Source organism: Gemmatimonas phototrophica (genome assembly GCF_000695095.2).
GTDB classification, from domain to species: domain Bacteria; phylum Gemmatimonadota; class Gemmatimonadetes; order Gemmatimonadales; family Gemmatimonadaceae; genus Gemmatimonas; species Gemmatimonas phototrophica.
Map to the genome: position 1 here is coordinate 2,551,693 of NZ_CP011454.1, position 24,626 is coordinate 2,576,318.

21 protein-coding genes are annotated in these 24,626 nt (G+C 63.4%); 7 read left to right on the forward strand and 14 right to left on the reverse strand.

Annotated features, from left to right (window positions below; translation table 11 throughout):
* Positions 1-6 precede the first annotated feature (6 nt).
* The 7 genes from GEMMAAP_RS10850 to GEMMAAP_RS10880 form a co-directional block, all read right to left on the reverse strand.
* Positions 7-945, reverse strand: a complete 939-nt coding sequence (locus GEMMAAP_RS10850) for a glutamate--tRNA ligase family protein (RefSeq protein ID WP_053334152.1) — start codon at positions 943-945, stop codon at positions 7-9.
* Positions 946-1,025: 80 nt separating this feature from the next.
* Entirely contained in the window at positions 1,026-1,514 is a 489-nt protein-coding gene (locus tag GEMMAAP_RS10855; protein WP_026849751.1) for an RrF2 family transcriptional regulator, read from the reverse strand.
* A gap of 155 nt (positions 1,515-1,669) precedes the next feature.
* The gene (gspG, locus tag GEMMAAP_RS10860) at positions 1,670-2,104 is read right to left on the reverse strand and encodes a type II secretion system major pseudopilin GspG (RefSeq protein ID WP_026849750.1); all 435 of its coding nucleotides are present in this window, start codon (positions 2,102-2,104) and stop codon (positions 1,670-1,672) included.
* Complete coding sequence (locus GEMMAAP_RS10865) at positions 2,105-2,803, reverse strand: SH3 domain-containing protein (protein WP_026849749.1); 699 nt, start codon at positions 2,801-2,803, stop codon at positions 2,105-2,107.
* Positions 2,804-3,006: 203 nt separating this feature from the next.
* Entirely contained in the window at positions 3,007-3,240 is a 234-nt protein-coding gene (locus GEMMAAP_RS10870) for a hypothetical protein (protein WP_026849748.1), read from the reverse strand.
* Positions 3,241-3,398: 158 nt separating this feature from the next.
* Entirely contained in the window at positions 3,399-4,790 is a 1,392-nt protein-coding gene (locus GEMMAAP_RS10875) for a hypothetical protein (RefSeq protein ID WP_026849747.1), read from the reverse strand.
* Positions 4,791-4,802: 12 nt separating this feature from the next.
* Positions 4,803-7,907, reverse strand: coding sequence for a SusC/RagA family TonB-linked outer membrane protein (locus GEMMAAP_RS10880; RefSeq protein WP_026849746.1), 3,105 nt, complete (start codon positions 7,905-7,907; stop codon positions 4,803-4,805).
* A gap of 761 nt (positions 7,908-8,668) precedes the next feature.
* Here GEMMAAP_RS10880 and GEMMAAP_RS20560 point away from each other — a divergent pair.
* The 4 genes from GEMMAAP_RS20560 to GEMMAAP_RS10900 are packed head-to-tail and all read left to right on the forward strand — an operon-like array spanning position 8,669 to position 11,148.
* Positions 8,669-8,983 carry an FMN-binding protein gene (locus GEMMAAP_RS20560; protein WP_158514820.1) on the forward strand — a complete coding sequence of 105 codons (315 nt, stop codon included), beginning with the start codon at positions 8,669-8,671 and terminating at the stop codon, positions 8,981-8,983.
* The gene (locus GEMMAAP_RS10890) at positions 8,980-9,912 is read left to right on the forward strand and encodes an FAD:protein FMN transferase (RefSeq protein ID WP_053334150.1); all 933 of its coding nucleotides are present in this window, start codon (positions 8,980-8,982) and stop codon (positions 9,910-9,912) included. Before GEMMAAP_RS20560 ends, GEMMAAP_RS10890 begins: the two co-directional genes overlap by 4 nt.
* Positions 9,899-10,795 (forward strand): RnfABCDGE type electron transport complex subunit D, encoded by an 897-nt coding sequence (locus tag GEMMAAP_RS10895; RefSeq protein ID WP_053334149.1) that lies wholly within the window; start codon positions 9,899-9,901, stop codon positions 10,793-10,795. Before GEMMAAP_RS10890 ends, GEMMAAP_RS10895 begins: the two co-directional genes overlap by 14 nt.
* On the forward strand, positions 10,708-11,148 hold the full coding sequence (locus GEMMAAP_RS10900) for an acyl-CoA thioesterase (protein ID WP_026849745.1): 441 nt from the start codon (positions 10,708-10,710) through the stop codon (positions 11,146-11,148). The genes GEMMAAP_RS10895 and GEMMAAP_RS10900 overlap by 88 nt, the downstream gene beginning before the upstream one ends.
* Positions 11,149-11,181: 33 nt before the next feature.
* Here GEMMAAP_RS10900 and GEMMAAP_RS10905 read toward each other — a convergent pair whose 3' ends face one another.
* From GEMMAAP_RS10905 to GEMMAAP_RS10915, 3 genes are all read right to left on the reverse strand, one after another.
* Positions 11,182-12,615 (reverse strand): M20/M25/M40 family metallo-hydrolase, encoded by a 1,434-nt coding sequence (locus GEMMAAP_RS10905; protein ID WP_145979099.1) that lies wholly within the window; start codon positions 12,613-12,615, stop codon positions 11,182-11,184.
* 68 nt (positions 12,616-12,683) lie between these two features.
* Positions 12,684-13,046, reverse strand: coding sequence for a hypothetical protein (locus GEMMAAP_RS10910; protein WP_026849743.1), 363 nt, complete (start codon positions 13,044-13,046; stop codon positions 12,684-12,686).
* A 13-nt stretch (positions 13,047-13,059) separates the two neighbouring features.
* Positions 13,060-14,088 (reverse strand): polysaccharide deacetylase family protein, encoded by a 1,029-nt coding sequence (locus GEMMAAP_RS10915; protein WP_202969115.1) that lies wholly within the window; start codon positions 14,086-14,088, stop codon positions 13,060-13,062.
* A 14-nt stretch (positions 14,089-14,102) separates the two neighbouring features.
* Between GEMMAAP_RS10915 and GEMMAAP_RS10920 the strand changes: the two genes are divergently transcribed.
* Both GEMMAAP_RS10920 and GEMMAAP_RS10925 read left to right on the forward strand, forming a co-directional pair.
* Positions 14,103-15,527, forward strand: a complete 1,425-nt coding sequence (locus GEMMAAP_RS10920; RefSeq protein ID WP_082821241.1) for an amidohydrolase family protein — start codon at positions 14,103-14,105, stop codon at positions 15,525-15,527.
* Positions 15,524-16,615, forward strand: a complete 1,092-nt coding sequence (locus GEMMAAP_RS10925; protein WP_026849740.1) for an alpha-hydroxy acid oxidase — start codon at positions 15,524-15,526, stop codon at positions 16,613-16,615. Before GEMMAAP_RS10920 ends, GEMMAAP_RS10925 begins: the two co-directional genes overlap by 4 nt.
* Here GEMMAAP_RS10925 and GEMMAAP_RS10930 read toward each other — a convergent pair.
* The 3 genes from GEMMAAP_RS10930 to GEMMAAP_RS10940 are packed head-to-tail and all read right to left on the reverse strand — an operon-like array spanning position 16,612 to position 22,273.
* Positions 16,612-18,261, reverse strand: coding sequence for an amidohydrolase family protein (locus tag GEMMAAP_RS10930; protein WP_202969116.1), 1,650 nt, complete (start codon positions 18,259-18,261; stop codon positions 16,612-16,614). The two genes, GEMMAAP_RS10925 and GEMMAAP_RS10930, sit on opposite strands and share 4 nt — an antisense overlap.
* A gap of 29 nt (positions 18,262-18,290) precedes the next feature.
* Complete coding sequence (locus GEMMAAP_RS10935; RefSeq protein ID WP_053334148.1) at positions 18,291-20,240, reverse strand: pyrroloquinoline quinone-dependent dehydrogenase; 1,950 nt, start codon at positions 20,238-20,240, stop codon at positions 18,291-18,293.
* Positions 20,240-22,273 (reverse strand): glycoside hydrolase family 97 protein, encoded by a 2,034-nt coding sequence (locus GEMMAAP_RS10940; protein WP_026849739.1) that lies wholly within the window; start codon positions 22,271-22,273, stop codon positions 20,240-20,242. Before GEMMAAP_RS10940 ends, GEMMAAP_RS10935 begins: the two co-directional genes overlap by 1 nt.
* Before the next feature lie 121 nt (positions 22,274-22,394).
* On the opposite strand from GEMMAAP_RS10940, the gene GEMMAAP_RS10945 reads away from it, so the two are divergent.
* A complete protein-coding gene (locus GEMMAAP_RS10945; protein ID WP_043580716.1) occupies positions 22,395-24,056 on the forward strand; it encodes an FAD-binding dehydrogenase in 1,662 nt (553 codons plus the stop codon).
* Here GEMMAAP_RS10945 and GEMMAAP_RS10950 read toward each other — a convergent pair whose 3' ends face one another.
* On the reverse strand, positions 24,057-24,560 hold the full coding sequence (locus tag GEMMAAP_RS10950) for a TspO/MBR family protein (protein ID WP_026849737.1): 504 nt from the start codon (positions 24,558-24,560) through the stop codon (positions 24,057-24,059).
* Positions 24,561-24,626 lie beyond the last annotated feature (66 nt).

Here is a 24,626-nt window from a genome sequence, read left to right on the forward strand (position 1 = left end):
ACTGCGCTAGACGAACAGCTGAGGGAGGTCGTCCACCGCCAACGTCGAGGCGGTGGTCAGACCGGCACGGCGGGCCGCCAATCCCAGGAGTTCTCCGGGACGCGCGCCCGCCGTTCGCATGTCCCGGAGGGCGGTATCGTGCGTGGCCTTACTCAGCTTGCTGCCGTCGGCGTGCAGCAGCAGCGTGTGATGCAGCAAGGACACGGGGGCGGTGCGCCCCAAATGCGCGGCGAGCTGCAGCTGACGCCCCGTACTCGCCAGCAGGTCTTCGCCACGAATGATCACATCAATGGCGTGCGCCATGTCATCCGCGACCACGGAAAACTGGTAGGTCCACTGCGAGTGCCGATCGCGAATCAGCAGGTCACCGCACTGCTGTGCCGGCACCTGAGTCAGGGGACCCAATCGGATATCGTGAAAGGTGACGGGATCCAGCGGTAGACGCAGTCGCCTGGCAAAGGACTCGTTGGGGGGGACCCGCGCCTCGCGGCAGGTGCCGGGATAGCACGGTTCTTCCCCCGGGGCGTGCGGGGCGCGACGCGCAACGTCCTTGCGCGTGCACCGGCAGGGATAGACCAGCCCCCGCGCCTCCAGCGAACGCATCGCCGCATCGTAGCGGTCCAACTGGTTCGACTGTCGGGCCGGATGCTGCGCGGTGTCGCGTGCAAACGACGTCGTGGGAAACAGGTCCGGCGCCAGCCCAAGCCAGTCGAGGTCGTCGAGCAGGGCCTGCTCATATTCGGGGCGACAGCGGGTCTGATCGTGGTCTTCTAGACGCAGTACAACCTGCCCGCCATAGGCGCGCGCAATACCCCACACGTGCATCGCATTGACAAGATGCCCAAGGTGGAGAAATCCGGTGGGGGCCGGCGCAAACCGCGTGCGCCACCCTGCCGAGGGCAACGCACGCGGCAACGCCGCTCGCCAGTCAGCCAGCGTGTGCATGACACACGCTAGCCTCGCGGCGTCGCACCATCAATGCATGGGCATCATGGCGTGACGCGCGCGGGGCTACGGCTTACGGCCTACGACAGCTGTGCCGTGGAAAGTTTGGAGAGCGACGATCCAGCGTCCATCGTCAAGACCGATGACGGAACGTAGCTGCGGACAGGACCGGCGGCCTGAAGGAGTTCGGCAATGGTCGTCTGTTCGAAACGCACGGCCGCATGCCCCACGATGGCGTTCCACCGTGTATGTACGGCACACGGATTGAGCGGGTCGCACGCATGATTCCGCAACAGACAGGCCGGCGTCCGTGCGTGATCATCGAACGGCGCGATGATGCGGGCGAGCGTCAACGTCTCCGGGGGAATGGCCAAGGTGAACCCGCCGGCAGCACCGCGGGCGCTGTGCACGACCCCGGCCTTTGCGAGCGCGTTCAGAGTCTTGGCCAGATAGTTTCTGGGCGCTCCCAATTCGGCGGCTATGGCGTCGGCGGAAAGGGCTTTGGCGCCGTTGTGGCGCGCGAGAAGTAGCACGGCACGCACGGCATGTTCAGCAGTGGCTGAAAGCATGGCTAGTCCGGAAAAGAGAGAAAACAAACCGCATCGTACGCTGAGATTCGCCCTTTTCCCGGAAAAAGAGAGTCGGGGAAGCCATGGTATTCTCCCACCAGCACCTGACAATTCCGTCCGATTTTCCACTACAGCTGTGCTTACGACGACAGGGACTATTTCCAGCTCAGAATATCGGCGTTTTCCCCGTCACCACCGGGTTGACCGTCAGCGCCATAGGAGGCGAGATCAAAGCCAGAGGGGTTGGCCTTCCCCGGGGCCAGGTACACGTAGGGGCGCCCCCACGGATCGTCAGGGATGGCTTTGCGCACGTACGGCTCGCGCCATGTGACGGGTGGGTCGATGGTCGGCTTCTGCCAGAGGGCGTTCAGCCCCTGCGCCGAAGTTGGGTATCGTCCGTTGTCGAGACGATAGGTATCCAGTGCCGTGGCCAGACTTTCCATTTGTGCCTTGGCGGTGGCCACCTTGGCATCGCCAACATTGCGAAAGATGTTGGGGGCCACCAGTGTGGCCAGCAAGGCAATGACCACAATGACGACCAGCACTTCCAACAGCGTAAACCCGCGGCGCGTCACCATCCTGCGCACCACTTACTCGCCCCGGGTACGCAGACTATCGGCTTCGAAAAGACGCGGATCCACCCAGCCACTCACATCAGGTGAGCGCACCTGGCGCCAGCCGGCGCGGTCGGTGCCCAGCATGGCGCGAGACGATGGTTTGATCACCCCGACCACCTGCCCACCGCGGCTTGCATCAGAGCGCACGTTCACCCAGGTGCGCGCCACCGCCGGTGTCCAGGTGATGCTATCCGTCATGCCTTGCAAGCCGCTAGCGGAGGACACCGTGCCGGCCGCGCTGTCGCTGGCCATCACTGCGGACGTCTGAGCGCGCTGCACTTGGGCAAGCGATGGCTCAACTCGACTGACCGCGGGTGTGGCGAAAGATGGCGTGATCTCCACGGGACCACCGACACGCGCCGTTGCGGCGAGATCACGCCAGTGCGGCGCATACTGCCACACACCAGCGGCCGCGGTAATCATCAAGGCAACACCCGCCGCACTGCGCATGGCATTGGCGGAAATCGTCGGCCAGGTGAACACCGACTTCACCTCACCGCACCAGTGACAGGAAGCATCCACGCGATGCATGATGCCGCACGAACGACAGCGCTTGAGTTTGGCGCGCTGTCCGCGTGCATCAAGCAGGTTGAACGGATGCGCACACTTGGGGCACTGCGAGGCAGCGACCAAAGCTTTGGATCCACACTGGGTGCAGCGGAGGTAGGCCATACGGAGAACGGCCAGGATGCCGGAGGTGCGAGTACGGAATGCTGTACAGGAAGGACGGCCTGTACTGTATGACGTAACGATCAGGGATGGGCCCATTTCCCGCTACGTGACAGCGAGCAAACCTTATCAGTACTTTACTTTCCAGTTTCCGGATATGGATGAGTCTGCCTAATTGCGGCCCGTCCGCCGCCCCCTGGCCGGATCTACTCCCGCTGCCAGGCCGTGCGGGCCCGCATCACCTCGGCGGTTCGATCGTCGTCAGCCGCATCGTCCCGTGGGAAGAGGGCGCCACGATCGTGACTGAACAGCGGAAGGGGGGGCCCTGGTAGCTGGCGGCCATAGTGCACCGAACGCCTCACCCACCAGAACAGCCCGCCAACTCCGCCCAGCAGCACCACCAGCGCGAACAGCGCCCCGAGAATCAGTCCGTACGACATGTGCCTACATAGTGGCAACTTCCACGCCGAACGAACGGTGACGAAGGGCACACCGATACCGATTGATTATCACGTGAAAAACAGAGTGGCCCCTGCACCCGCGAGGATGGAGGGGCCACTCTGCCGTTCGACGAACCCTTCAGGCTTCAAACCGTTGCTTACGGATTGCGGTCCGTGCAGCCCTTGAAGTTGGGGTTGTTCTCTTCCGGCTGCGTTACGGGGAGATTCACATCGCCGCCGTAGTTACCGCCCTTGTAGTGAACCCCTTGCGGAAATACCGTGGCCTCCGTGCGTCCGTACTGACGGATAAGGCGGCGCATGTCGCCCAACCGCTGGCCGCGGCTGAAGGTCCAGAACGCCTTTTCACGGAAGTGGGCATTTACACGTCCGGCTTCGGTGCCCGGATCAGTCAGCGCTGCCATGGCCGCCGGCTGGATTTCCCCGAGCTTGGGCGGCGCATTCCGCAGCGTGTTGTGAATCGCCAGGAACTGCGTTGGGTTGTTGTTTCGCAGCGCCACTTCCGCTTCAATCATGCGGGCGTCCACGCCGTTCACCACGTCCACCGCAGTCAACTGCCCCCACATGCCGGTAGTACGAGCGTAGGTCTGACCGTCTTGTCCGTTGATCGATCCCGACGTGGGAATCGTCACGGGCAAACGCGGGTCCCGCGCCGAGGCGAACGGAATGGCATTCGTGACACGGATGTTTCGGGCGTTGCCTTCGACACTATCACCAACGCTATAGCGGCGCGCGCTCAGCCCCTGTCCCCAGAGGGTGTTGGAGCTGGTGGTGAGCGAGAAGGTGTGGACGTACGAAAAATTCGTGGGCACGCCCGTAACCAGTGTACCCGCCGTCGCAAAATCGCCGAGCGCCAGGGCCACACGAGCCCGCACGACACGGATTGACCTGTTCATCAGCACGCTCTGCGCATCCGTGCCATTGGCAAACGTCAAACCCGTATCGAGCGATGCCGCGGCCAGTGCAAAGACCTGCGCCGTGCTCTTCTGGTCGCCGTTCTCCGGTGGATTGGCCAGCGGATTGTTGGGAATGGGAATTCCGTTGCAGAAATCGAGCGCCAGCTGCATCTCGGCAAAGCCGCGCGCGAGATACATCTCGGCCATCAACGCCCGCGAGCTGGGGCTGAACTTCTTGATCGACTCGATGGCTTCGTACGCCCGCGTGCGCGTCCGATACAGGTTGCGCAACATGCCCGTGACGGACGAGTTGATGAGCTGAATCTGGCGCTGATCGGTCTCGTCGTTCTGGATGAAGGTGGAGCTGGTGGACCATTCATCGGCCAGCAACCCACCAAACATCCATGTGCTTTCACCACCACCCGTGATGGTACGGAACGTACCAATGGTGCCGTTCGCCAGGGCGACTGCTCCATCGGCCCGCTCAAGGTCGCCGGGGAAAATGATGTCGGGGTCCGTTACCCCGAGCAATCGGTCGTTCGCTTCCTGACAGGCCGTCAGTGACAGGGCAAGCGCGGCGACCGCGCCTGCCGTACGCCCGAATGAGCGCCGGCCCAAAATGCGAGATGATGTCATGGGTCGGTAGCCTCAGAATCCGATGTTGATACGCGTGATGAAGTAGCTTGGCGGTCCAACAGTCTGGAACTCGCTTGGCGCGTCGGTACCATTGGTGGTGTTGAAGCCCGACTCCGGATCAGTCCCGCGATAGTTGGTCCACAGCCTGAGGTTACGCGCCGTTACGACCAGCGACAGCGAGCGACCGCGCACGAGGCGCTTGGCGAGGCTGTTGGAGAGGGTCCACTGGGCCGACACTTCGCGCAGACGGACAAACGCTCCGCTCTGCAGGAAGCCGTCGAGCGTACGAGCCGGGTGTTCGTTGGCGGCAATGTTGGTGGCCTGATCGACGAATTCGGCGTTCAGGTTGTTGCGCCCCGAGCAGTTGGGTCGCGTGCAGCGAATCCGCTCGGTGTTGTTGTACCACAAACCACCACTGCGCCAATCCACCATGCCCTGCAAGCGCAGCTGCTTGTTGAACAGATCGAAGCCGTTCACCAGCGTGGTCATGTAGCGCGGCGTGGAGTAACCCCGGAAGATGACCGAGTCGCCAACAAACACTTCGTTGCGGGCGGCATCGGCAAAGTACGTGAGCAGCCCGTCGCCGTTCTTGTCTTCCCAGCCGTTGATTGGCTGCGACCAGTAGCCACCGATCGGATATCCGGCCACGGTACGGGTGGGCAAGCCAAGCTGCGCCGGCGTGTCACCCAGCGACACGACCTTGTTGTCGTTGGAGGAGAACGCAATGTTGGCGTCCCATCCGAACTTCTCACGCTGAATGAGCTGTGCGTTCAGTGCCACTTCAATCCCGGCATTCTTTACCGAACCGAGATTGCGCAACTGTGACGCCACCGAGCCAAAGGAGGGCGGAAGCACGGCACTGATGAGCGCGTCTGTCGTGAGCTTGTTGTAGTACGTGAAGTCCAGGTTGATGCGCTGGCTGAACATCTGGGTTTCAAAACCCATTTCATGTTCGGCCGAGCGTTCCGGGCGCAGGTCCGCGTTTCCAAGCGCGCCCTGGGTTACCGTCGGCTGCTCTGCATTGGCGACGCTGGTGATACCGGCGTTGTAGAAGAACAGGGCGTCGTTGGGGCCAGGCTGCACGCCGGACTGGCCGTAGGCGTAGCGCAAGCGGAAGCTGTTCACGAACGCCGGTGCCTTCCACCAGTCTTCCTGGGAGATGAGGTACGACAGCGATGCCTTGGGATAGACGATGCTCTGGAAGTTGGTACCAAAGGCGGAGTTCTGGTCGCTCCGCACGGCGGCCGTGAGGAACAAGCGATCACGCCACGCCAGCGACTGCTCGATGAAAGAACCAAACGTCTTGGTTTCCGTGGTCCCTTCTCCAACACTGGGCTGCGTTCCGGAGCCTACGTTCTGCGAGCCGGGCGCCAATTGGTTGGAACCGGTCGATGCGGAAGAAAAACGGAAGCCGATATACTGCGCCCCCACCGTGGTCTTGTGCTGGAAGCCGAACTTTTCGTAGTTGGCCGTAGCACCCATGTCGACGGTGAAGTTGTTGATGTTCACACGGTTGATGCCGCGCGAGCCCAAACGGGTGATCGCGGTGAGCGGCGGCCCTTCGCCGCGGAAGAGCAGGTTTTCGTCGTTGCGGCCAGTCCAGTCGTTACCGATAGCGGCCCGCGTGGACAGCCACGACGTGGGGCGGTAGTTCGCCTGACCGGACCAGATGAAGCGATTGACAGCCTGCTCGGTCTTTTCCGCCCACATGTAGCCAGGCGTCCAGGCGCGATAGCCGTTGAGCGGCGTGCCCAGCCCGGAAACGTTGCCGTTGTTGCGGGTGCCCGGGCCACCAAACAGGTGAGAGCCCAGACCGGCCGTGGCGTTTGATTCGAGCGAGTAGCGCTGCGCGATGTTGATGAAGTTGGTGGACATGCCCACGTCGAGCTTCGGATTGAGCTGGGCATTCACGTTGGAACGCAGCGACCGACGCAGCATGGTGTTGGGACGCTCCGTCCACGGACGGATCGGGATTCCCGTGGAGTCCATACGCAGGCGCTCAAACTCCGGCAGTTCCAGGACGCCGATTTCGTTTTCGTCTTCGGCCGAGAGGAAGTACCGCACCGCTTCCGTGCCGCCGGACACCTGTGCACCCAACTGGCGCCGGTTGCCGGTGGACACCGGTGTCAGATCTTTTTCGTCGAAAATATTCAGCGAACTCGTGGAGTCGGCGGCGCACAGCCCCTGTCCGACACGCTGCAGGTTACAGAAGGCACGTGACGACACCGTTTCGCCGGGACGCTTGCCCCAGAGAGAGTAGGCATCCGGATAGAAGTTGCGGTCGTAGACCGAACCGCCTTCGCCGTACACCGTCCACCGTGCCGCACCAGCGCGCCCCTTCTTGGTGGTCACGAGGATCACGCCGTTGGCGGCATCGGTACCGTACAGCGTGGCAGCCGACGGTCCCTTCACGATTTCGATATTCTCGATCTCTTCCGGGTTGAGGTCGCCCACGCGGCTTGGGGCGTTACCACCCGTACCACCACCACTACCGGTCGCGGTCGAGAAGCTGGCGTTGTTGCTCGTCATCCGGATGCCGTCGATGATCCAGATCGGCTCGTTGTTCAGGCTGACCGAGTTCATGCCACGGATACGGATACGCGCGCCCGTACCAGTTTGCGTGCCGCTGGTGACAGTCACACCGGGGGCGCGCGAATTGAGGAGGTCGTTCAAATTGCCCAGTGGCGCCGACTCCGTGAGCTTCGCGGCGTCAATATTGGCCGTGGCATTGCCGATTTCCACGCGGCGCTGCTCACCGGTCGCGGTGGTGACGACGGCGGCGAGGTTCACGGCCGCCGTAGCCAGCGCGATGTTCAGCGTGGCCGTCTGCCCGGCAGCGATCGTGATCGGCTTGGACTGCTCGGTGTAACCGACGCGCAAAATGCGCACCGTGTACTGCCCCGGGTTGATGGCGCGCAGCGTGAGGCGGCCTTCGGGGGTGGTTTGACCGGCGATTGTCGTACCCACCAGGAACACGCGAGCGGCTTCGACGGGGCGCTGATTGGCCGCATCGGTCACGGTCACGGTCAGGGTACCGGGCTGCTGCGCACTAGCCGTTGGACCGGCGAGAGCGAGTAGCCCCGCCAGCGCCAGCAGGGGGCGCCACGAGTGGAGCATGAGCGAGTCTCCTCAGGGGTAATGGAACCAGGTTCCGGATCAAACCGGAGTGGAGGCGGGGCATCGGTCCGAACCGATACGACCGTAACCGATGAGTAACGACATCTACAGGTGCGGTTGTTTCCTCCGTCCCGCCTACGCGCAGATTGTCCCTGCCGTTGACGGTAAACTAGGGGAAAAACGACGACCTTCAACGTCCCGTACCGCTCGGGCGTGTACCTTGTGGCTGTCCAACTCCCCTCTGCCCCAGCAGTGTGACAACCGCCAAGGCGCCCGCTCCGTCACTACCGAGTCCCCCCGCGCGGAATCCGGCTCTTCCCACCTCACTGGTGGCGATGGGGGCGGTGGCCGTGATGGCCGTCTATGCCACCGGATACGCCCGGACCAGCGACGCGGCGGCGCAACTCGCCACTCGCAGTAGCGCCCGACGGGTTCCATCGGCTGGCCAACCGGACGGAACACCAGTGCCCGCCATGCGAGCTCAACCATTAGTGGCAGCCTCGGCCGTAGACCAGGGAACCACCTTACCGAATCAAACGGGGAGCGCCGATGGAGTGCCCACCAGCGAGCTGAACGCCGAACGGCTCCAGGCTGCCAGTCCGGTACAACCGGTTCCCGTCGCGACGACCAATGCACCGGCCCTCAACACCGCCACCTCGGCACCAACACCCCCAGCCGCGGCATCCCCTCAAATTTCGGCGCCAGCCGCGCCGGCACCCGTCCCGACACCCACCCCCGCCCCATTGGTGGTATCGTCTCCCGTGCCGCCACCAGCGGTTACGCCGGACAGCGCCGACAGCAGCAAACGCGTCAAATGGCGGGATGGCACCTTTAGCGGCTGGGGGACCTCCCGACATGGCGACGTGGAGGTCACCGTCATCATTGAAGGGGGCAAGATTACCGCTGCCGCCATCAGTCGCTGCCTTACCCGCTACTCCTGTTCGTGGATTGCGCACCTGCAACCGCAGGTAGTCGAACGGCAAAGCCCCGAAGTGGACAACGTCTCCGGTGCCACCGAAAGCGCCAACGCCTTTTACTACGCCGTGCTCGAAGCCTTGAAGCACGCGGCGCCGTGAGCCAGTCGGTGTTGCCGACCTACGAGTTGGTCACCACGGCCATGAGCACGACGGTCTCCGTCCAGATCATCGGCGAACACCCCAAGGCGTCGGCGCTCGCAGCGGAGTCCCTCGGGTGGTTCGCGCTTGTGGAGCAGACATGTACGCGCTTCGACGCACACTCCGAGTTGATGCAGCTCTGTGCGGCGGAACCGGTCCCCACGGTTGTGTCGCCGCTTCTCTTTGAATTGCTGCGGCTCGCCCGCTCGGTGGCCGACGCTAGTCACGGCGCCTTTGACCCCACCGTGGGCGCCCGGGTGCACCAGTTGGGATTTGACCGGCCATGGCGTGGCGGCCCGGCCCTGCCGGCGCCAATCGCCGAGCACGACATTTCGTGGCGTGATGTAGAACTCGAGGAGAGTACGTCGAGCGTGCTCCTGCGACGTCCGCTGCTCCTGGATCTGGGAGCGATAGCAAAAGGCTTTGCGATTGATCTGGCAGCCCGCACGTTGGCGTCGGTGGCTCACGCCTGCATAAACGCGGGCGGAGATTTGTGGTGCCGCGGGCTGAATGCCAAGGGGGAGCCGTGGCGCACAGGCATCGTCCATCCGCGAGACGAAAAAAACCGCCTCGCGACCCTACAAGTACGGGCCAACGAATTCGCCATCTGCACCAGTGGTGACTACGCACGGCGCACAGCCCGTGGCCACCATCTGGTTGACCCGCGGGCGCACGGCGGATCGGCCGCACTGTGCCAGAGCGTTACCGTGGTGGCCCCGCAGGCCGCCATTGCCGATGCGTTGGCTACGGCGGCGTTTGTGCTGGGCCCGCGCGAGGGTGCCAACTTGCTCACGTCGCAGGGAGTAGATGGCTGCCTGGTGGATGCCCATGGGGACGTCCACCTGGTTCACGGGTGGGGCATGTCGGAGTGGGACCTTGCCGCGCGCTGAGTTCTCTGAGGAGTCGTCTCCGTCGCCGAGCCTGTGGCCACGGCACGCGCGGCGCTGGCTGCGGTCGCCCAAGGGGTTGTTCACGTTACTGCTCGGCGCCCTCACCGTTCCCGCCGCAACTCACACCGGATGGGCCCTCGTCATGCCGGGGCTGCTGGCGGCCATCGCCACGGCCATGCTCATGGATGCCCCGGTTATCAGATGGCGAGATGGTACGTGGAGCATTCCCGACGGTGCCATGCTGACGGGCTGGCTGGTGGGAATCATTCTGAGTCCGCACGTGCCGTGGCTCGTGGCTGCGGGATCGGCGGCGCTGGCGATTGCGGCCAAGCACGTGCTGCGCGTTAAGCGCGCGAACGTTCTCAATCCGGCGGCCGCCGGGTTGGTCGCGAGCTACTACCTCTTTGACAGCGGACAGAACTGGTGGGGAGCGCTCCCCGAGCTGTCGCTCCCCTGGGTGCTGCTCCTGTTGGGCACCGCCGGTTTCATGGCGTGGCGCCTCAACAAACTGGTGCTGGTGCTGTCGTTCCTCGGCGTCCACTTCGCGCTTGGCACGATCGCCGCCTATTGGGGGAACCCGGCATTGGTGGCGGAACTGTTTCGCGCGCCCGATGTGCACATGGCGCTCTTCTTTGCCGGCTTCATGGCTACCGATCCACCCACCTCGCCGCCGCGCGCGGCTGATCAGCTGGTCTATGGCATTGTCGCGGCCATCGCGAGCTTTACGCTCTTCATGGCCGTGGGCGCGGTGTATTTCCTGCTTGGCGGACTGTTGGTGGCAAACCTTTGGGAAGGATGGCGCAAATGGAAACGCGTGAACGCTATGCGCACACGATTGCCCTCGACACGCGATGGATGGACAACGACGGCTATGGGCACCTGAACAACGTCGTCTATTACAGCCTGTTTGACACCGCGGTCAATCGCTGGCTGGTAGACCGACAGCTGCTCAACATCACCGAGAGTCCGGCAATCGGGCTCGTCGTGGAAACAGGGTGCCGCTACCTCGCCCCCTTGTCCTTTCCCGACCGCGTGACCGTCGGGTTGCGGGTGGCCCACCTTGGCACGTCGAGCGTGCGCTACGAGCTCGCCATCTTTCGCAACGATGAACGGACAGCCAGCGCTGTTGGGCACTTCGTGCATGTGTACGTTGATCGCAGGTCCCGTCGCCCCACCCCCATTCCCGGCGACATCCGCTCCGCGCTGAGCACTCTGCAACTCACCGCGGAGCATTGAGGCGTCTGGCCTGACGGCCAGGAACCACTGCGCCTACTGCCGCACCGCGTTGGTCGCGAGCGCTTTCGTGAGACGGTACAGGAACTCCTGCCCTTCATAGAAGCTCTTCACGGCCATGCGCTCATCACGGCCGTGTGCACGGGCATCCACCGTGGGATCACTGAACAGCCCGGAGACGCCGAAGGCCGGCACGCCGAGGGCCCGAAAGAAACGAGAGTCGGTGGCACCCGTGCTCATGGTGGGGATGATGGGCATCGCCCCCCACATATCGGCAGTGATGCGCGTGACGTTCTGCATGACTTCCGGCAGTAACGCAGATGCCGGCGTACTTGGGCGCTGCGACCGGATGATGACCTTGACGTTGGTATCGCCAATGGCTTTCTCCAACTCGGCCTTCACCGTCTCCGCCGTTTCCGACGGATAGATGCGGCAGTTCACGTTGGCTTCGGCCAATTGCGGGAGCGCGTTGGTTGCGTGCCCACCTTTGAGCTCGGTCGCCACGCAGGTGGTGCGCAACATCGCATTGTACCGGGGATCCGCCGTGACCACCTTGACCGCACTGGCATTGGCCGGATTCGCAACGAGCGCCAGCATGGCCCTGCCCATGGCCGGTTCCTCAAGCGGGCTCGTTTGCGAGAAGAAGGCCCGCGTGACCTCGTTGAGCTTTACGGTGAAAGAATAGCGCCCCACTTTCGCCAAGGCATCGGCTAATTGGGTGATCGCATTGTCATCGCGCGGCACCGACGAATGTCCGCCCTTGTTGGTGGCTCGCAGCGTGAAATTGGTGGTGATTTTTTCGGCCGCCTGCACACCGTTGAAGAGCGGCTTGCCATTGCGCAGCGTACCGCCGCCACCCTCGTTGATGACCAAGGCGGCGTCAACAAGTGCCCTGTGGTTCTTGACCAGCCAGTCGACGCCGTTCGCCGGACCACTTTCCTCGTCGGCCGTGAGCGCGATGATGATATCGCGATCGGGCACGTACCCTTCCTGCTTCATGCGGAAGACATTGGCGACGAAGATGGACGCCATCGCCTTGTCATCTGCGGTGCCACGTCCGTAGTAGTAGCCGTCGCGCTCGGTGAAGACAAACGGATCGAGGTCCGGCGACCAATCCGCCTTGAGCGCCTCCACCACGTCAACGTGGGCCAACAGGAGCAAGGGTTTGAGCGCGCCAGGGCCGCCCTTGCCACGAATGCGGGCCACCACGTTGTGCTTCTCCGGTCGTGGTCCGCCCACAAAAATGTCGGCCTCGGGAATTCCTGCGGCCTTGAAACGCGCCGCCATCGCCTTTGCCGCCGTGGTGATGTTGCCGGTTTCCACACCGGTATTGATCTCCACCAGTTCCTTGTAGATGTCGCGCGTAAACTGCTGAAACGGGGTCAGTGCCCCCGGCTTGTACACGGCCGACGCCGGCTGGGCTCGGGCAACGGCCGGCGCAGTGACCAACGCGGTGGCTGCCAGAGTCATCGCAACTACGGGAAATACGCGACGCATCACCAACTCCATCGAAGGTAGGAAAGGAAACGTGCAGGTGACTACAAAAAGGAAAGGGGCGGACTCTCGTGAGTGCTGTCGTCGCGAAGGTAGCGCAGTACCAACTCCTCGGCGGCCGGGAGATACGCTTCAACCGGCGGCAGCCCGCCATCAAGCAGAGGGCCCGTGTCCCGCAGAACCGTGGCCATACCGTCCATCAGCACCATGATATCCCGATGTTCGTGCACGCAGGCATCCACGAGCATGGCCAGATATCCGGCAAGTTCTTCTGGAGAGGGGTCGCGCACCGCGCGCCACCCGATGTGCTCGAGGGCTCGCGCAAGTGCGGGCGCAGAGCCACTCCCACCCATGCGGGTGTCCTCGAGATAGCGCTCTCGCAATCTGGTGAACGACAAGGCCGTCATGTGGTGCCCCTGATTACCGCGGCTTCGGCTCGCCCAGCCCGGCCTGCTTGCGCACATAGTCAGCAGCGTCGGCGTGGGTGGCCCACCACACCTTGCTGGCGCCCTTCGCCTGTACATGCGCAATGAACATCTCCAACGCCACGATGCGAGAGCGATGTCCGGAAACGTGCGGGTGCATGGTCAGCACCACCATGCCGCCTTCCTCAAACGCCTTGTCAAATTCATCCATCCACACGCGGGCGACATCACGGGGGTTCATGTACCGCTCGCCGCGCGGATCAAAGAGCGGCGCATCGTCCAGAATCCACTGCACTGGTAGCTCTACCAATCCGGTGGCTTGCCCGCGGTGGAGCAGCTCATACGGCGCGTCGTCAGCCATCAGCGAGCTCTCATACCGGAAGCCCATGTCACGCACGATATCGAGCGTATTCGGGCTGAAGTTCCAGCTGGGGGCGCGATACCCCACCGGTTTACGGCCGGTGAGTGCCGTCAGTTCTTCCACCGCCTTCTTGAGCAGCGCGCGCTCCGCGGAATCTGGCAGCGTGGTGTTCAGTTCATGAATCCAGCCGTGGACGGCGAATTCATGGCGTCCGCTCGCATTGATATCACGCGCCATGGTAGGGGTGAGCGCAAGACTGACACTCGGAATGAAAAACGAGGCCGGCAGGCGGTGACGGTCGAGCAATCGCAAAATGCGTGGCAATCCCACCCGGGCGCCGTACTGCATTTCGGCCAACGACCCCACCGTTGGCTCACCATACCGAACGGCGATGGTTTCGTTGTCCACGTCGAAGGAGAGCAGGACCGCCGCACGGGCCCCACCGGGCCAGCTCTTGGGCTGCAGCGACCGCCCTGCTCGTACTTCATTCACCACGGTCCGCACACTGTCCATCGTCCACTTCCAACCCGGCTTGGCCGACGTTTGGGGGACAGGCTGTGCCTGTGCGCCCAGCGCCGGGGGCGCGAGCAGCGTGAGTGCAGCAGCGAACAGCAGCAACGGGTGACGGTTCATCGCGGGCCCATGCAAAAGGTGAAGAGACATCGTACAATATGCCGATGAACTCCCTTCTCCGTGCCTGGCGGCCCGCGGCCGTCGTTGCCGCGGTCGCCGCCCTTGCCAGCGTCTCGTTGGCCGCGACCAACTCCCGTGGGCCGGTGCCACGCCGCCTGCACTCCCCTGTCGGGACCAGGACTCCCGCCCCACAGCGTGCGACTCTCGCCTTGGTGGGCGGCACGCTCATTGACGGTCATGGCGGGGCCCCCATACCGAACAGCGTGATCCTGGTGGATGGCACGCGCATTGTGGCGGTGGGGCGTGTGGGCACCCTCGCTGTCCCCGCTGGCGCGACGGTCATTTCAACGGAAGGGCAGTATATCCTGCCCGGCCTGTGGGACATGCACGTGCACGTCATGCTCGTGGGCCACGCCAACTATGCCCACTGGGATAGCGTGTCCCCACCGGAATGGGAGCGCAGTATCATTCCGGCCGCCGCGAAACAGAGTGTCATGGCCGGCGTGACAAGTATTCGTGATCTGGGCGGCCCGCTCGAACAGATTCTGGCCGTGCGCAACCGCATCGACCGCGGCGAACTGGTGGGCGCCACGATCTACACATCCGGTCCGTTCCTGCAACACGCACCGTATCCTGGCACCGAGCAGTTTCGCTGGGGCATCAGCGGCGTGGCTGATGCGCGCGCCAAGGTAAAAAAACTGGCCGACGCCGGAGTCAACGTCATCAAGCTCATCGATCAGGACCAGATGACGAAGGACGAAATCCGTGCCGTGGTGGATGAAGCCCACGCCCGGAAGCTCCCCGTGGTGGCCCATGCCCACCGACCGGAAGAAGTGCGACTCGGCCTGGAAATGGGTGTGGACGACTTTGAGCACACCGGCATGCAGGCCGCGCCCATGTATCCGGAAGACGTCATGCGCGCCCTTGCGGAACGCACTGCACAGGGTGCCAAGGGGCCGCTGTGGTGGACACCCACCATCGACGTGCTGACCAACTACACGCGCCGACGCGATGACGATGAGTATCTCGACGACCCGCGGTGGTACCAATACCTCCCCGAGGGCATTGTACGCGACATTCGCGCCTCACTGCGTCGGATGGACACGTTGCAGTACTACCGGCTGGTTCCTGATCGCGGCCCTACGTTGCAAACCAAGTTCCGGCAACTTGCACGCAGCGGCGCTCGACTGCTCATAGGCACCGACGCTGGCGTGCCCGGCAACTTTCATGGCTACGCGACCGCCGAAGAAATGATTACCTGGGTGCGACAGTACCAGATGGACCCTATGGAAACCATTCGCGCGGCGACATTCTGGCCAGCCATGTCGCTGGGATTGCAGGACAAGGTTGGCACGGTGTCCGTGGGCAAGACGGCGGACATCATAACTGTGCGCGAGAATCCGTTGACCACCATGGAAACGCTGCGTCACGTGCAGATGGTCATTAAGCATGGGAAGCGCGTGAAGTGAGCGACTCCGCTGTCGGACGGCCGGTGAACCTGCACAGCTACGAGGCAGCCGCCGCCGAGCACCTGCCGCGTATGGTGTACGACTACTATGCAGGCGGCGCCAACGATGAGATCCTGCTCCGTGAATCGCGCTCCGCATGGGATGACGTCCGCATTCGCTATCGAGTGCTCCGCGATGTCTCTCAACGCGATCTGTCGGTGAACATCTCCGGCCACCAGTTGGACTGGCCGGTTATTGTGGCGCCCATGGCCTTTCAGCAGATGGCCACGCCGGAAGGAGAAGTCGCCACGGCTCGGGCCAGCGCGACCATGGGCAGCGGCATGATTCTCTCCACGTTGTCCAACCGCACCATCGAGGCGGTGCGCGCCGCATCCTACGGACTCCTCTGGTTCCAGCTGTACATCTACCGCGATCGCGGGGTTACGGCGGAGTTGGTCCGTCGCGCCGAGCGGGCCGGGTGTACGGGACTGGTGCTGACGGTGGATACCCCACTGCTCGGGCGACGCGAGCGGGATCTGCTGAACGGCTTCCACGTGCCCGCCGAGTTTGATGCGCCCAATCTGGGCGTGGACATGCGAGGCACCCTGGCAAGTCAACACCAGGCCGCTTCGGCACTGGCCACCTTCATCGCGGACTATTGGGACGCGGGCATCGCCTGGAAGGACCTGGCCTGGCTGCAATCCATCACGTCACTCCCGATCTACGTGAAGGGCATTGTGCGAGGAGATGATGCACTGCTCGCACTGGAGTATGGCGCAGCGGGCGTGATTGTCTCAAACCATGGCGGCCGTCAGCTCGATACGGCGCTGCCCACCGCGCGCGCACTGCCGGAGATCGCACAGGCCATGCAGGGGCGTGGACTGCTGCTGGTTGATGGCGGCATTCGCCGCGGCACGGATGTGCTGAAGGCGCTGGCCATGGGCGCCAACGCCGTGTTGCTGGGGCGCCCGGTGCTGTGGGGCCTCTCGGTAAACGGAGAGGCCGGCGCACAACACGTCATGGAGCTGCTTCGCAGTGAAGTGGACCTGGCGTTCGCCTTGGCGGGGGTACGATCCCCCGCCGAAGCAACGCCCGATCTGATTGCCTAGTTGCCGCCGGGCTTTCCCGACACCTTGAAGGGATCACGAACCGGGTCGGCGGCCGGTGCCAGTTTACGCGACGCTTGTACCATGCGCTCAACTTCCCGCATGAGATTGGCGTTCTCCAGGACCACACCGTCCTTGATGGTGTGCACAATGCCTTTCGTGCGGAACATCGCGCCGGACTTGTCGAGCGCGAGATCGCCGAACGAGTACAGATACTTGAGATTGGCCGCCGGGTTGCCATCGACAATCAGCAGGTCCGCCTTGTAGCCGGGGCGGACCAAGCCGAGGGTGGGTTCACCGAGCGTGCGCGCCGAGTTGTAGGTGGCCGACTTGAGGACTTCCAGCGTTTTCATCCCCGTTTCGCGGCCGAGCTGCAATTCGCGAACGGTGGAGAAGCCTGGCGTCGCCCAGATGTAGTTATCGTCGGTTCCGAAGGCCACGCGCCCACCGCGCTTGTTGAACTCGTAAATCAGGTCTCCCCAGAGACGATAGGCATAGGTCCAGTTGTATTCGTCATCGCTGGTCCAGTCATAGTGGTACGCCCCGTGAAATGCGGGGTTGGGCATGTTCCAGTTCCAGAGCGCCTGGTGGGTGTATTTCTCCGTCCAGGGGAGCGCTGTGGCGCGGATGACGTCGCGGTTGGCTTCATACACGACCCGTGTGGGCAGCATCGTTACGCCACACTTGAGCAGCGAATCCACCACGGCCCCGAGCAGCCGCTCCTTGTTGGCGTAGGTCCACACGCGACCCGCCTCGCGGAAACGCTCGTTCTCGTTGCCGTATTCGTAGTTCCGCGGGAAGTCCTGCGTGTTGTTGTCGAGCGAGGATTCCGCGTACCCATAGTGGTGTTCGATCATGGTGACACCGGCACAGGCCGCGCGTACCGCCTGCGTGACTGCGGTATTGGCCGGCTGCAAATGGAACGACGTAATCATGCCGTTCTCCTTGGCAGCCTTCGCGATGGCCGTCACCAATTCCAGTGACCAGCCCAGCGGATCCATGGAAATGACCCGAATGCCATTGGCACCCATGGCCTTCACGACCTGCGGCGCCAGCGCCGGATTGTCGAGCTGCAGGCGCGTAAAGCTGGTACCTGCCCCGTAGCTCACCAGCGGATACATGCGTGGCGCAATCATCTCGTTGGCGTCGCTGCGTTTGGCCTCGCGCATCCCGTCGGCGTAGCCGCGATCGGCGGCGTTCACCATGGTGGTCACCCCCATGGCGAGCTTCAGATAATAGACATACTCGATTTCCTGCGGCAGCGTGCGAATGTGTGTATGCAGGTCAATCATCCCGGGCATGACATACTTGCCGCCGGCGTCAATGATACGATCCCCGGTCATGCGCGGCCGACCGCCGGCGCGCTCGGCGGTAACCGGATCAAAGGCCACCATCTCGGTGATCATGTTGCCTTCAATGCGGATGTCATAGGGACCCGCCGGCGGCCCGCCATGTCCGGGAATGACCATGGCATTGCGAATGACCAACGACTTGTAGGGCCCTTCGCCAAGGTCGCCGAACTTCTTCGTGACAATGGCGGGGGCACTCGCGGGCGCGGGCGGTGTGGGGCGCTGTGCTGACAGTGTGGTCGCATAGGCGGACGCGACCGCGGTATACGCCATGAGTGACGTGACTAACGTGCGAGGCATGAGGCGCGGCGATTGAGGGGAGAAGGAGATCAGCGGGTTTTGGGTAACGCAAATGCCACCAGTTCACATTCGTTGCCACCACCGGTGGCAATCACCACATACTGCACCCCATCAGCGCCGCGGTAGGTAATGGGGTTGGCGTAGCCGCGCCCGGCGGGAAGCGTATGCTGCCATAACACGCGTCCATCCCTCGTGTCCAAGGCATAGAGCACGTCGCCCCCGCCGGTCGCAAAGAGTACCCCACCACGGGTCACGGTCCCGCCAACGGCTCCCGCGACGCCAAGCGGTGGCAACGGTACGCCTTTCAACAACGGGTGATTGCGAATGCCAGGGGTATCGCCCAACGGGATCTGCCACTTGCGCGCCCCCGTATTCAGATCGATGGCGGTCATGGTGCCATACGGGGGCTTGATCAACGGCAAGACGTCCGGCGGCGTGTGATCGGCCTTGCCGGAGTCGGGATCCGCCGTCACGCCCAGTGTACTTCTGGTGAGATCAACGGTGTACGCAAACCCAATGGTATCGTTGGGAACGCCCTTGCGAATGCGATACAGCGCCGGGTTTTCGGTGGCCTTGACGTACAACGTCTGCGTCTCCGGATCGTACGAGGTACTGCCCCACCCAGCGCCACCAATATTGCCGGGCATGACAATGGTCCCCTGCTCCGATGGCGGTGTGAAGATGGGACCGTGCCGGTACTGCTGAAACAGTTGCAGCGCGAGGCGACGCAGCTCCGGCGTAAAGTCAATCAGGTCGGCTTCGCTGATGGACTGCCGCGAGAATGGCGCGGGAAGTGTGGGCATGGGCTGCGTGGCCGCAGCGCGTTCGCCGGGCACGTCACTGGCCGGCACCGGTCGCTCCACAATGGGCCACAGGGGCTGTCCGGTTTCCCGGTCAAAGACATAGACCCACGCGGTTTTGCTTGGCACGGCCACCACGTCGCGGGACTTCCCCTGCCACCGAATGGTGGCAAGCACCGGCGGTGCCGGAAGATCGTAGTCCCAGAGCCCGTGGTGCACGATCTGGTAGTGCCACACGCGCCGTCCGGTGCGCGCATCAAGGGCCACCACACTTTCGGCGAACAGGTTATCACCCTTCCGGTCACCACCGTACCAGTCATTGGTCGGCGTGGAAACCGGCAGGAACACCAACCCCCGTTTTTCATCGAGGCTCATGGGCGCCCACACATTCGTGTGCCCCATCACCTTGTAGGCGCCGTCCTCCCACGTGTCCACGCCAAACTCGCCGGAGTCGGGAATGGTGTGAAAGGTCCACACGCGACGTCCCGTGCGCACATCAAACGCCTGTACGTCGCCGGGCGGATCGTAGGGATAGCGCAGTCGGTCCCCCACACCATTGCCAACGATGACCACATTGCCATAGACCACCGGTGGCGACGTATTGGTGTAGTGCAGCTGGTTCACCTTTCGACGCAGCGTGGCCGTGAGATCAATCTCCCCGTTCCTCCCAAACGACGGCACCGGTGTACCGGTGGCCGCGTCGAGCGCAATCAGTCGCCAGCGCGCGTTGATGAACACCACGCGCCGCTGTCCGGGGACACTCCATGTAGCCACTCCACGGTGTACAAAACCGGTGCCGTTGGATGGTTGACCGGCACGCCACACTTCGGGGTCATAGCGCCACAGCTCGCGCCCGCTGCGGGCATCCAACGCCGCCACCGCCGCATAGGGCGTAGAGACAAACATGGTGTCGTTGATGACCACCGGTGAATTCTGAAAGAGCCCGGGACGCGCAGACTTCTGCCCTGCCCCCTCCGCAATGCTTCGTTCACCCGTGCGCCAGCGCCACGCGATCTGCAGCTGCGCCACGTTGGTGCGCGAGATATCGCTCAGGGTCGAAAAGCGCATGGCGCCGGCGTCCCCACTGGGGTGTGGCCAATCGACGCCCTGGGCCACGGTTGCCCGCGTCGCCGTAGCACTGAGCAGCACCACCACCGCACCCTTCCACAGCTGTTGCATCAGCGCTCCTTTCGAAGGCGAATGGCCTGGCCACCACCCGGTGCCATGGCAATTCGCAGCACGGTACCTGCCTGCACAAAACCCGACGAAATCGTCACCGGCTGCGGATTGTTCAACCAGTGTGCCCCCGGACCGTCAGCGTAGACCTCGGCCGTATAGCGTGCCCCAGCCGGCAGAAAGTCCAGCGGGACGTCAAAGGCCCGCGCTTCTTCGTCGGTGATGGCCCCAATGAACCAATCGCCGTTCGCGGCTTCACGCGCCACCGTCACATAATCACCAATGCGGCCGTTCAGCACGCGCGTTTGTTCCCAATCCACGGCAACATCACGCACGAACTGCAACGCCGGCTGGTTGGTGTAACTCTCCACGACGTCGGCCAGCATCTGTACCGGTGAATACAGCACCACATACAGCGCCAACTGCTTGGCCAGGGTGGTTCGCACCCGTGGCTGGTCAGGGCGGCGCTCGGCACCGGACGATCCCTTCAACCGCAGGTCGAACACGCCAGGCGTGTAATCCATTGGACCTGCCAGCAGTCGGGTGAAGAACAGGATGGTTTCGTGCTCAGGCGGGTTGCCACCATCGGGCCCCCCGGCGTTGTACTCGCCACCCCGAGCGCCCTCGCGACTGAGCATGTTGGGCCACGTGCGGCGTTCACCCGTATCCATAATGGGCTCATGCGCATTGACCGAGAGACCGTACTTCGCCGCCGTCTCAATCACTTTGCGATGATGGCGCACCATGTATTGCCCGGTGTGGGCGTGTCCTTCGGCGGTACGATCGTTTACATAGCCGGTCTTGACCGATGTAACACCGAGTGACTTGTACAGGGCAAAGGCGCTGTCGAGTTGCCGCTCATAGTTGCCAACGCCCATGGCCGTTTCGTTGTGCATGACGAGCGTCACACCACGTTCCTTGGCATAGCGGGCCACGGCTGTCAGATCATAGTCTGGATACGCCCGGGTAAACGAGAACCCTTTTCCGTAACTGCCAATCCAGTCACCGTTCCACCCTACGTTCCACCCTTCCACGAGTGTGCCGCGCAGGCCGTTGGCGGCGGCAAAATCGATGTAGCGCTTGGCGTTTTCCGTGGTGGCCCCGTGCTTCTGCCCCGATGGCCAGGTGTACATACCGGCGTGCATGCCCCACCAGATCCCATTGTACTTCATGGGTTCAATCCAGCGGGTGTCGGCAACACGACTCGGCTCATTGAGATTGAGTCCGAGGACTGATGGCACCAGATCGGTCGCCGTTGCGGCAATCTGAATGGTGCGCCATGGCGTGACGAATGGGGTGCGCCCACGCACCTTCACGCCATCGGCCCACGGCGACAACGCCGGCCGCAACGTGCGTTCACCGACCCGCGCGAGATCCATGGCCGCATAGTCCACCAAGGCCGCCTCATGGAGGACCACGACCGGCCCACCCTGCATTTCCAAGGTCAGCGGCGTGCGGACGGAATCAAGCATGCTCAACGGCGATGAGGCATACAGAAACTCATACCGATCCATCGCCGGACGGTTCGCTGGAATCCACCACGTCTTCGGATTGTCGGCGAATACGAATTCGCTGAGTTCCTCGCTGATGGCAAACGCACCGAGATTCGGCTGGCACGGCAGTTCATAGCGAAAGGCCACCCCGTCATTGAACGCCCGGAAGATCACCACAAACTCACGGCGCAGTCCGTTCCGTTCACCAACTCTTACGCGCAACTCGCCATGCGCGTCGCGTACGGTTCGCACCTCGCCCCACGGTTGCCGCCAACTGGTATCGCGCTCGGCACGCGCACTATCCAGCAGGCGCAATCCGCGCTGCAAGCGCGGCGCGCCGCGAAACGCAAATCCCAGTGACGACGGTAGCAACACGGCCCGATCCCTGTGGCTGACGGCATATGTCAGTTGGCCGCCATCGAGGGCCACCGTTATGACATTGCGGCCATCGGGGGAGGCCAGGCGCATGGACTGCGCCGGCAGCGGGTGAACCGGGAGCACCGCCAGCAGCGCGGCACACAGAACGGAACCATGAAAATGCATGAATGCAGCGGAGGAGATGCGGTGGCAGTTCGGCGTCCGTCCACAGTGCGGTTCAGCGACGCTCGTAGTAGCATACGGTGGAGTATCCTCGTCCGCTTGCCTTTGCCGAGTCTCCCCCATCATGCCTGTGCAGTACGACGCCGACATTATTGTAGCCGGAGCAGGACTGGCTGGCCTGGTTGCCGCAACGGAGGCGGCAGACGCCGGCAAACGTGTCCTGCTGCTGGATCAGGAAGGGGAGCAAAACCTTGGTGGTCAGGCGTTCTGGTCGCTGGGCGGCCTGTTCTTTATCGATTCGCCGGAACAGCGCCGCCTCGGGATTCGCGATTCTCACGCGCTGGCGACCCGCGACTGGATGACCACCGCCGGCTTCGACCGGTCAGAGGACCACTGGCCACGACAGTGGGCCGCCGCGTATCTCGAGTTTGCGGCAGGGGAGAAGCGTAGCTGGCTGCATGCCCAGGGGATGCGCTGGTTCCCCATTGTCGGATGGGCCGAGCGTGGCGGAGGTGGCGCCGGTGGTTCGGGAAACAGTGTGCCGCGCTTCCACCTTACGTGGGGCACCGGCCCAGGAGTGCTGGCTCCCTTTGAGCGCCGCCTGCGCGTGCATATCGCCAACGGGCGCATCACGGCCCTCTATCGGCATCGAATCACCGGCCTGCAGGTCACCAACGGGATTGTCCACGGCGTGGTCGGCGAGGTGCTTGAACCGACGGTCGTTGAACGGGGGCAGGAGAGCTCGCGCGTGATTGCGAACGCGTTCTCACTCCATGCGCAGGCGGTGGTGATCACGTCGGGCGGCATTGGCGGCAATCACGACCTGGTTCGGCGCTTCTGGCCCGTTGACCGACTGGGGACGCCACCGGCGTTCATGGTCTCCGGAGTCCCGCGTCACGTGGATGGCGCTCTGCAGCAGGTGGTGGCGCAAGCCGGGGCGCAGCTCATCAACCCCGACCGGATGTGGCACTACACGGAAGGACTGCGGAACTGGAATCCCATCTGGCCCAACCATGGGATTCGCATCCTCCCGGGCCCGAGCAGTCTGTGGCTTGCGCCCAATGGCGAACGGTTGCCCTTCCCCAATGTCCCAGGGGTGGACAGTCTCGGCACGCTGCAACACATCACGACCCATGGGTATCCCTACACCTGGTTTCTCCTCAACCGGGCCATCATCAAACGGGAGTTTGCGCTCTCGGGGAGCGAGCAGAATCCAGATCTGACCGGCAAGGATATCGGGCTGGTGCTGAAGCGGCTCGGAAAAGGAGTGCAAGCTCCGGTGCAGGCGTTCATGGAGCACGGGGAAGACTTTGTGGTACGCGACACCCTGCCCGCGCTGGTCGAGGCGATGAATGCGATGCCCGGCGTCCTACCAGTGGACGGTGCCATCGTGGAGCGCGAAGTGCGGGACCGCGATGCCCAACTCACGCAACAGGGCGGGAAAGATCCCCAGCTCGCGCTGATTCACAATGCCCGCCGCTACTTCAGCGAACGCGTCATGCGAATCGCCTCGCCAGCGCCGTTGCTGGCCGCAAGGAACGGTCCGCTCATTGCCGTCAAGTTGAACATCCTGACGAGAAAATCGCTTGGCGGTCTGGCCACCGATCTGCATGCGCGCGTCCTCGGGGCCGGCGATACGCCAATGCCGGGACTCTATGCGGCGGGAGAAGTGGCCGGCTTTGGAGGCGGCGGCGTGCATGGGTACCGCGCCCTGGAAGGGACGTTTCTGGGCGGCTGCCTGTTCAGTGGTCGCACCGCCGGGCGTGCGGCGGCTCGTGACTGCTGACTAGAGCAGCGCGGGGTTGCGTTGCCACACGGAGATGGTCAACGCACTCGCAAATGAAACCCAGACCAAATAGGGGAGCAGGAGCCCGGCCGCAATCGTGTCACGGCGGCGGAAGAGCACGGCCGTGACCGCAATTGCCGCCCAGAGTACCAGCACTTCAACTGTCGCCCACGGACCATCACGCCACACGAAGAAGAGCCAGGTCCACAGCGCGTTCAACGCCAGCTGCACCACATACCACCCCAGCGGCGCACGCGCCGCCCGCAACCCATTGGCGCGCCAGACGCGCCAGGCGGCAACGGCCATGAGCAGGTACAGGACACTCCAGACCGGCCCAAACAACCAGGCCGGCGGCGCCCAAGCGGGTTTATCAAGCAGTGCATAAAACTCTGCCGACGTACGCGAAGCGAACGCCGCACTGAACGCCGCCACCGTGGTGACCAGCAGACACACCGCAAGAGCCAGCCAGCCGACGCGAGGACGTACAAGGGTGTGAGAAGCCATAGCGTAACCTTGCTGTGCATGGAGTGAAGAGGAAGGGCCACCGTCGTGTGGTGCGCAACTATTTGA

Coding starts and splice junctions, on each gene's coding strand:
- GEMMAAP_RS10850 (WP_053334152.1), bottom strand. CDS start 945: ATGCACACGCTGGCTGACTGGCGAGCGGCGTTGCCGCGTGCGTTGCCC.
- GEMMAAP_RS10855 (WP_026849751.1), bottom strand. CDS start 1,514: ATGCTTTCAGCCACTGCTGAACATGCCGTGCGTGCCGTGCTACTTCTC.
- GEMMAAP_RS10865 (WP_026849749.1), bottom strand. CDS start 2,803: ATGGCCTACCTCCGCTGCACCCAGTGTGGATCCAAAGCTTTGGTCGCT.
- GEMMAAP_RS10870 (WP_026849748.1), bottom strand. CDS start 3,240: ATGTCGTACGGACTGATTCTCGGGGCGCTGTTCGCGCTGGTGGTGCTG.
- GEMMAAP_RS10875 (WP_026849747.1), bottom strand. CDS start 4,790: ATGACATCATCTCGCATTTTGGGCCGGCGCTCATTCGGGCGTACGGCA.
- GEMMAAP_RS10880 (WP_026849746.1), bottom strand. CDS start 7,907: ATGCTCCACTCGTGGCGCCCCCTGCTGGCGCTGGCGGGGCTACTCGCT.
- GEMMAAP_RS10900 (WP_026849745.1), top strand. CDS start 10,708: ATGGCGCAAATGGAAACGCGTGAACGCTATGCGCACACGATTGCCCTC.
- GEMMAAP_RS10905 (WP_145979099.1), bottom strand. CDS start 12,615: ATGACTCTGGCAGCCACCGCGTTGGTCACTGCGCCGGCCGTTGCCCGA.
- GEMMAAP_RS10910 (WP_026849743.1), bottom strand. CDS start 13,046: ATGACGGCCTTGTCGTTCACCAGATTGCGAGAGCGCTATCTCGAGGAC.
- GEMMAAP_RS10915 (WP_202969115.1), bottom strand. CDS start 14,088: ATGTCTCTTCACCTTTTGCATGGGCCCGCGATGAACCGTCACCCGTTG.
- GEMMAAP_RS10920 (WP_082821241.1), top strand. CDS start 14,103: ATGAACTCCCTTCTCCGTGCCTGGCGGCCCGCGGCCGTCGTTGCCGCG.
- GEMMAAP_RS10930 (WP_202969116.1), bottom strand. CDS start 18,261: ATGCCTCGCACGTTAGTCACGTCACTCATGGCGTATACCGCGGTCGCG.
- GEMMAAP_RS10935 (WP_053334148.1), bottom strand. CDS start 20,240: ATGCAACAGCTGTGGAAGGGTGCGGTGGTGGTGCTGCTCAGTGCTACG.
- GEMMAAP_RS10940 (WP_026849739.1), bottom strand. CDS start 22,273: ATGCATTTTCATGGTTCCGTTCTGTGTGCCGCGCTGCTGGCGGTGCTC.
- GEMMAAP_RS10945 (WP_043580716.1), top strand. CDS start 22,395: ATGCCTGTGCAGTACGACGCCGACATTATTGTAGCCGGAGCAGGACTG.
- GEMMAAP_RS10950 (WP_026849737.1), bottom strand. CDS start 24,560: ATGGCTTCTCACACCCTTGTACGTCCTCGCGTCGGCTGGCTGGCTCTT.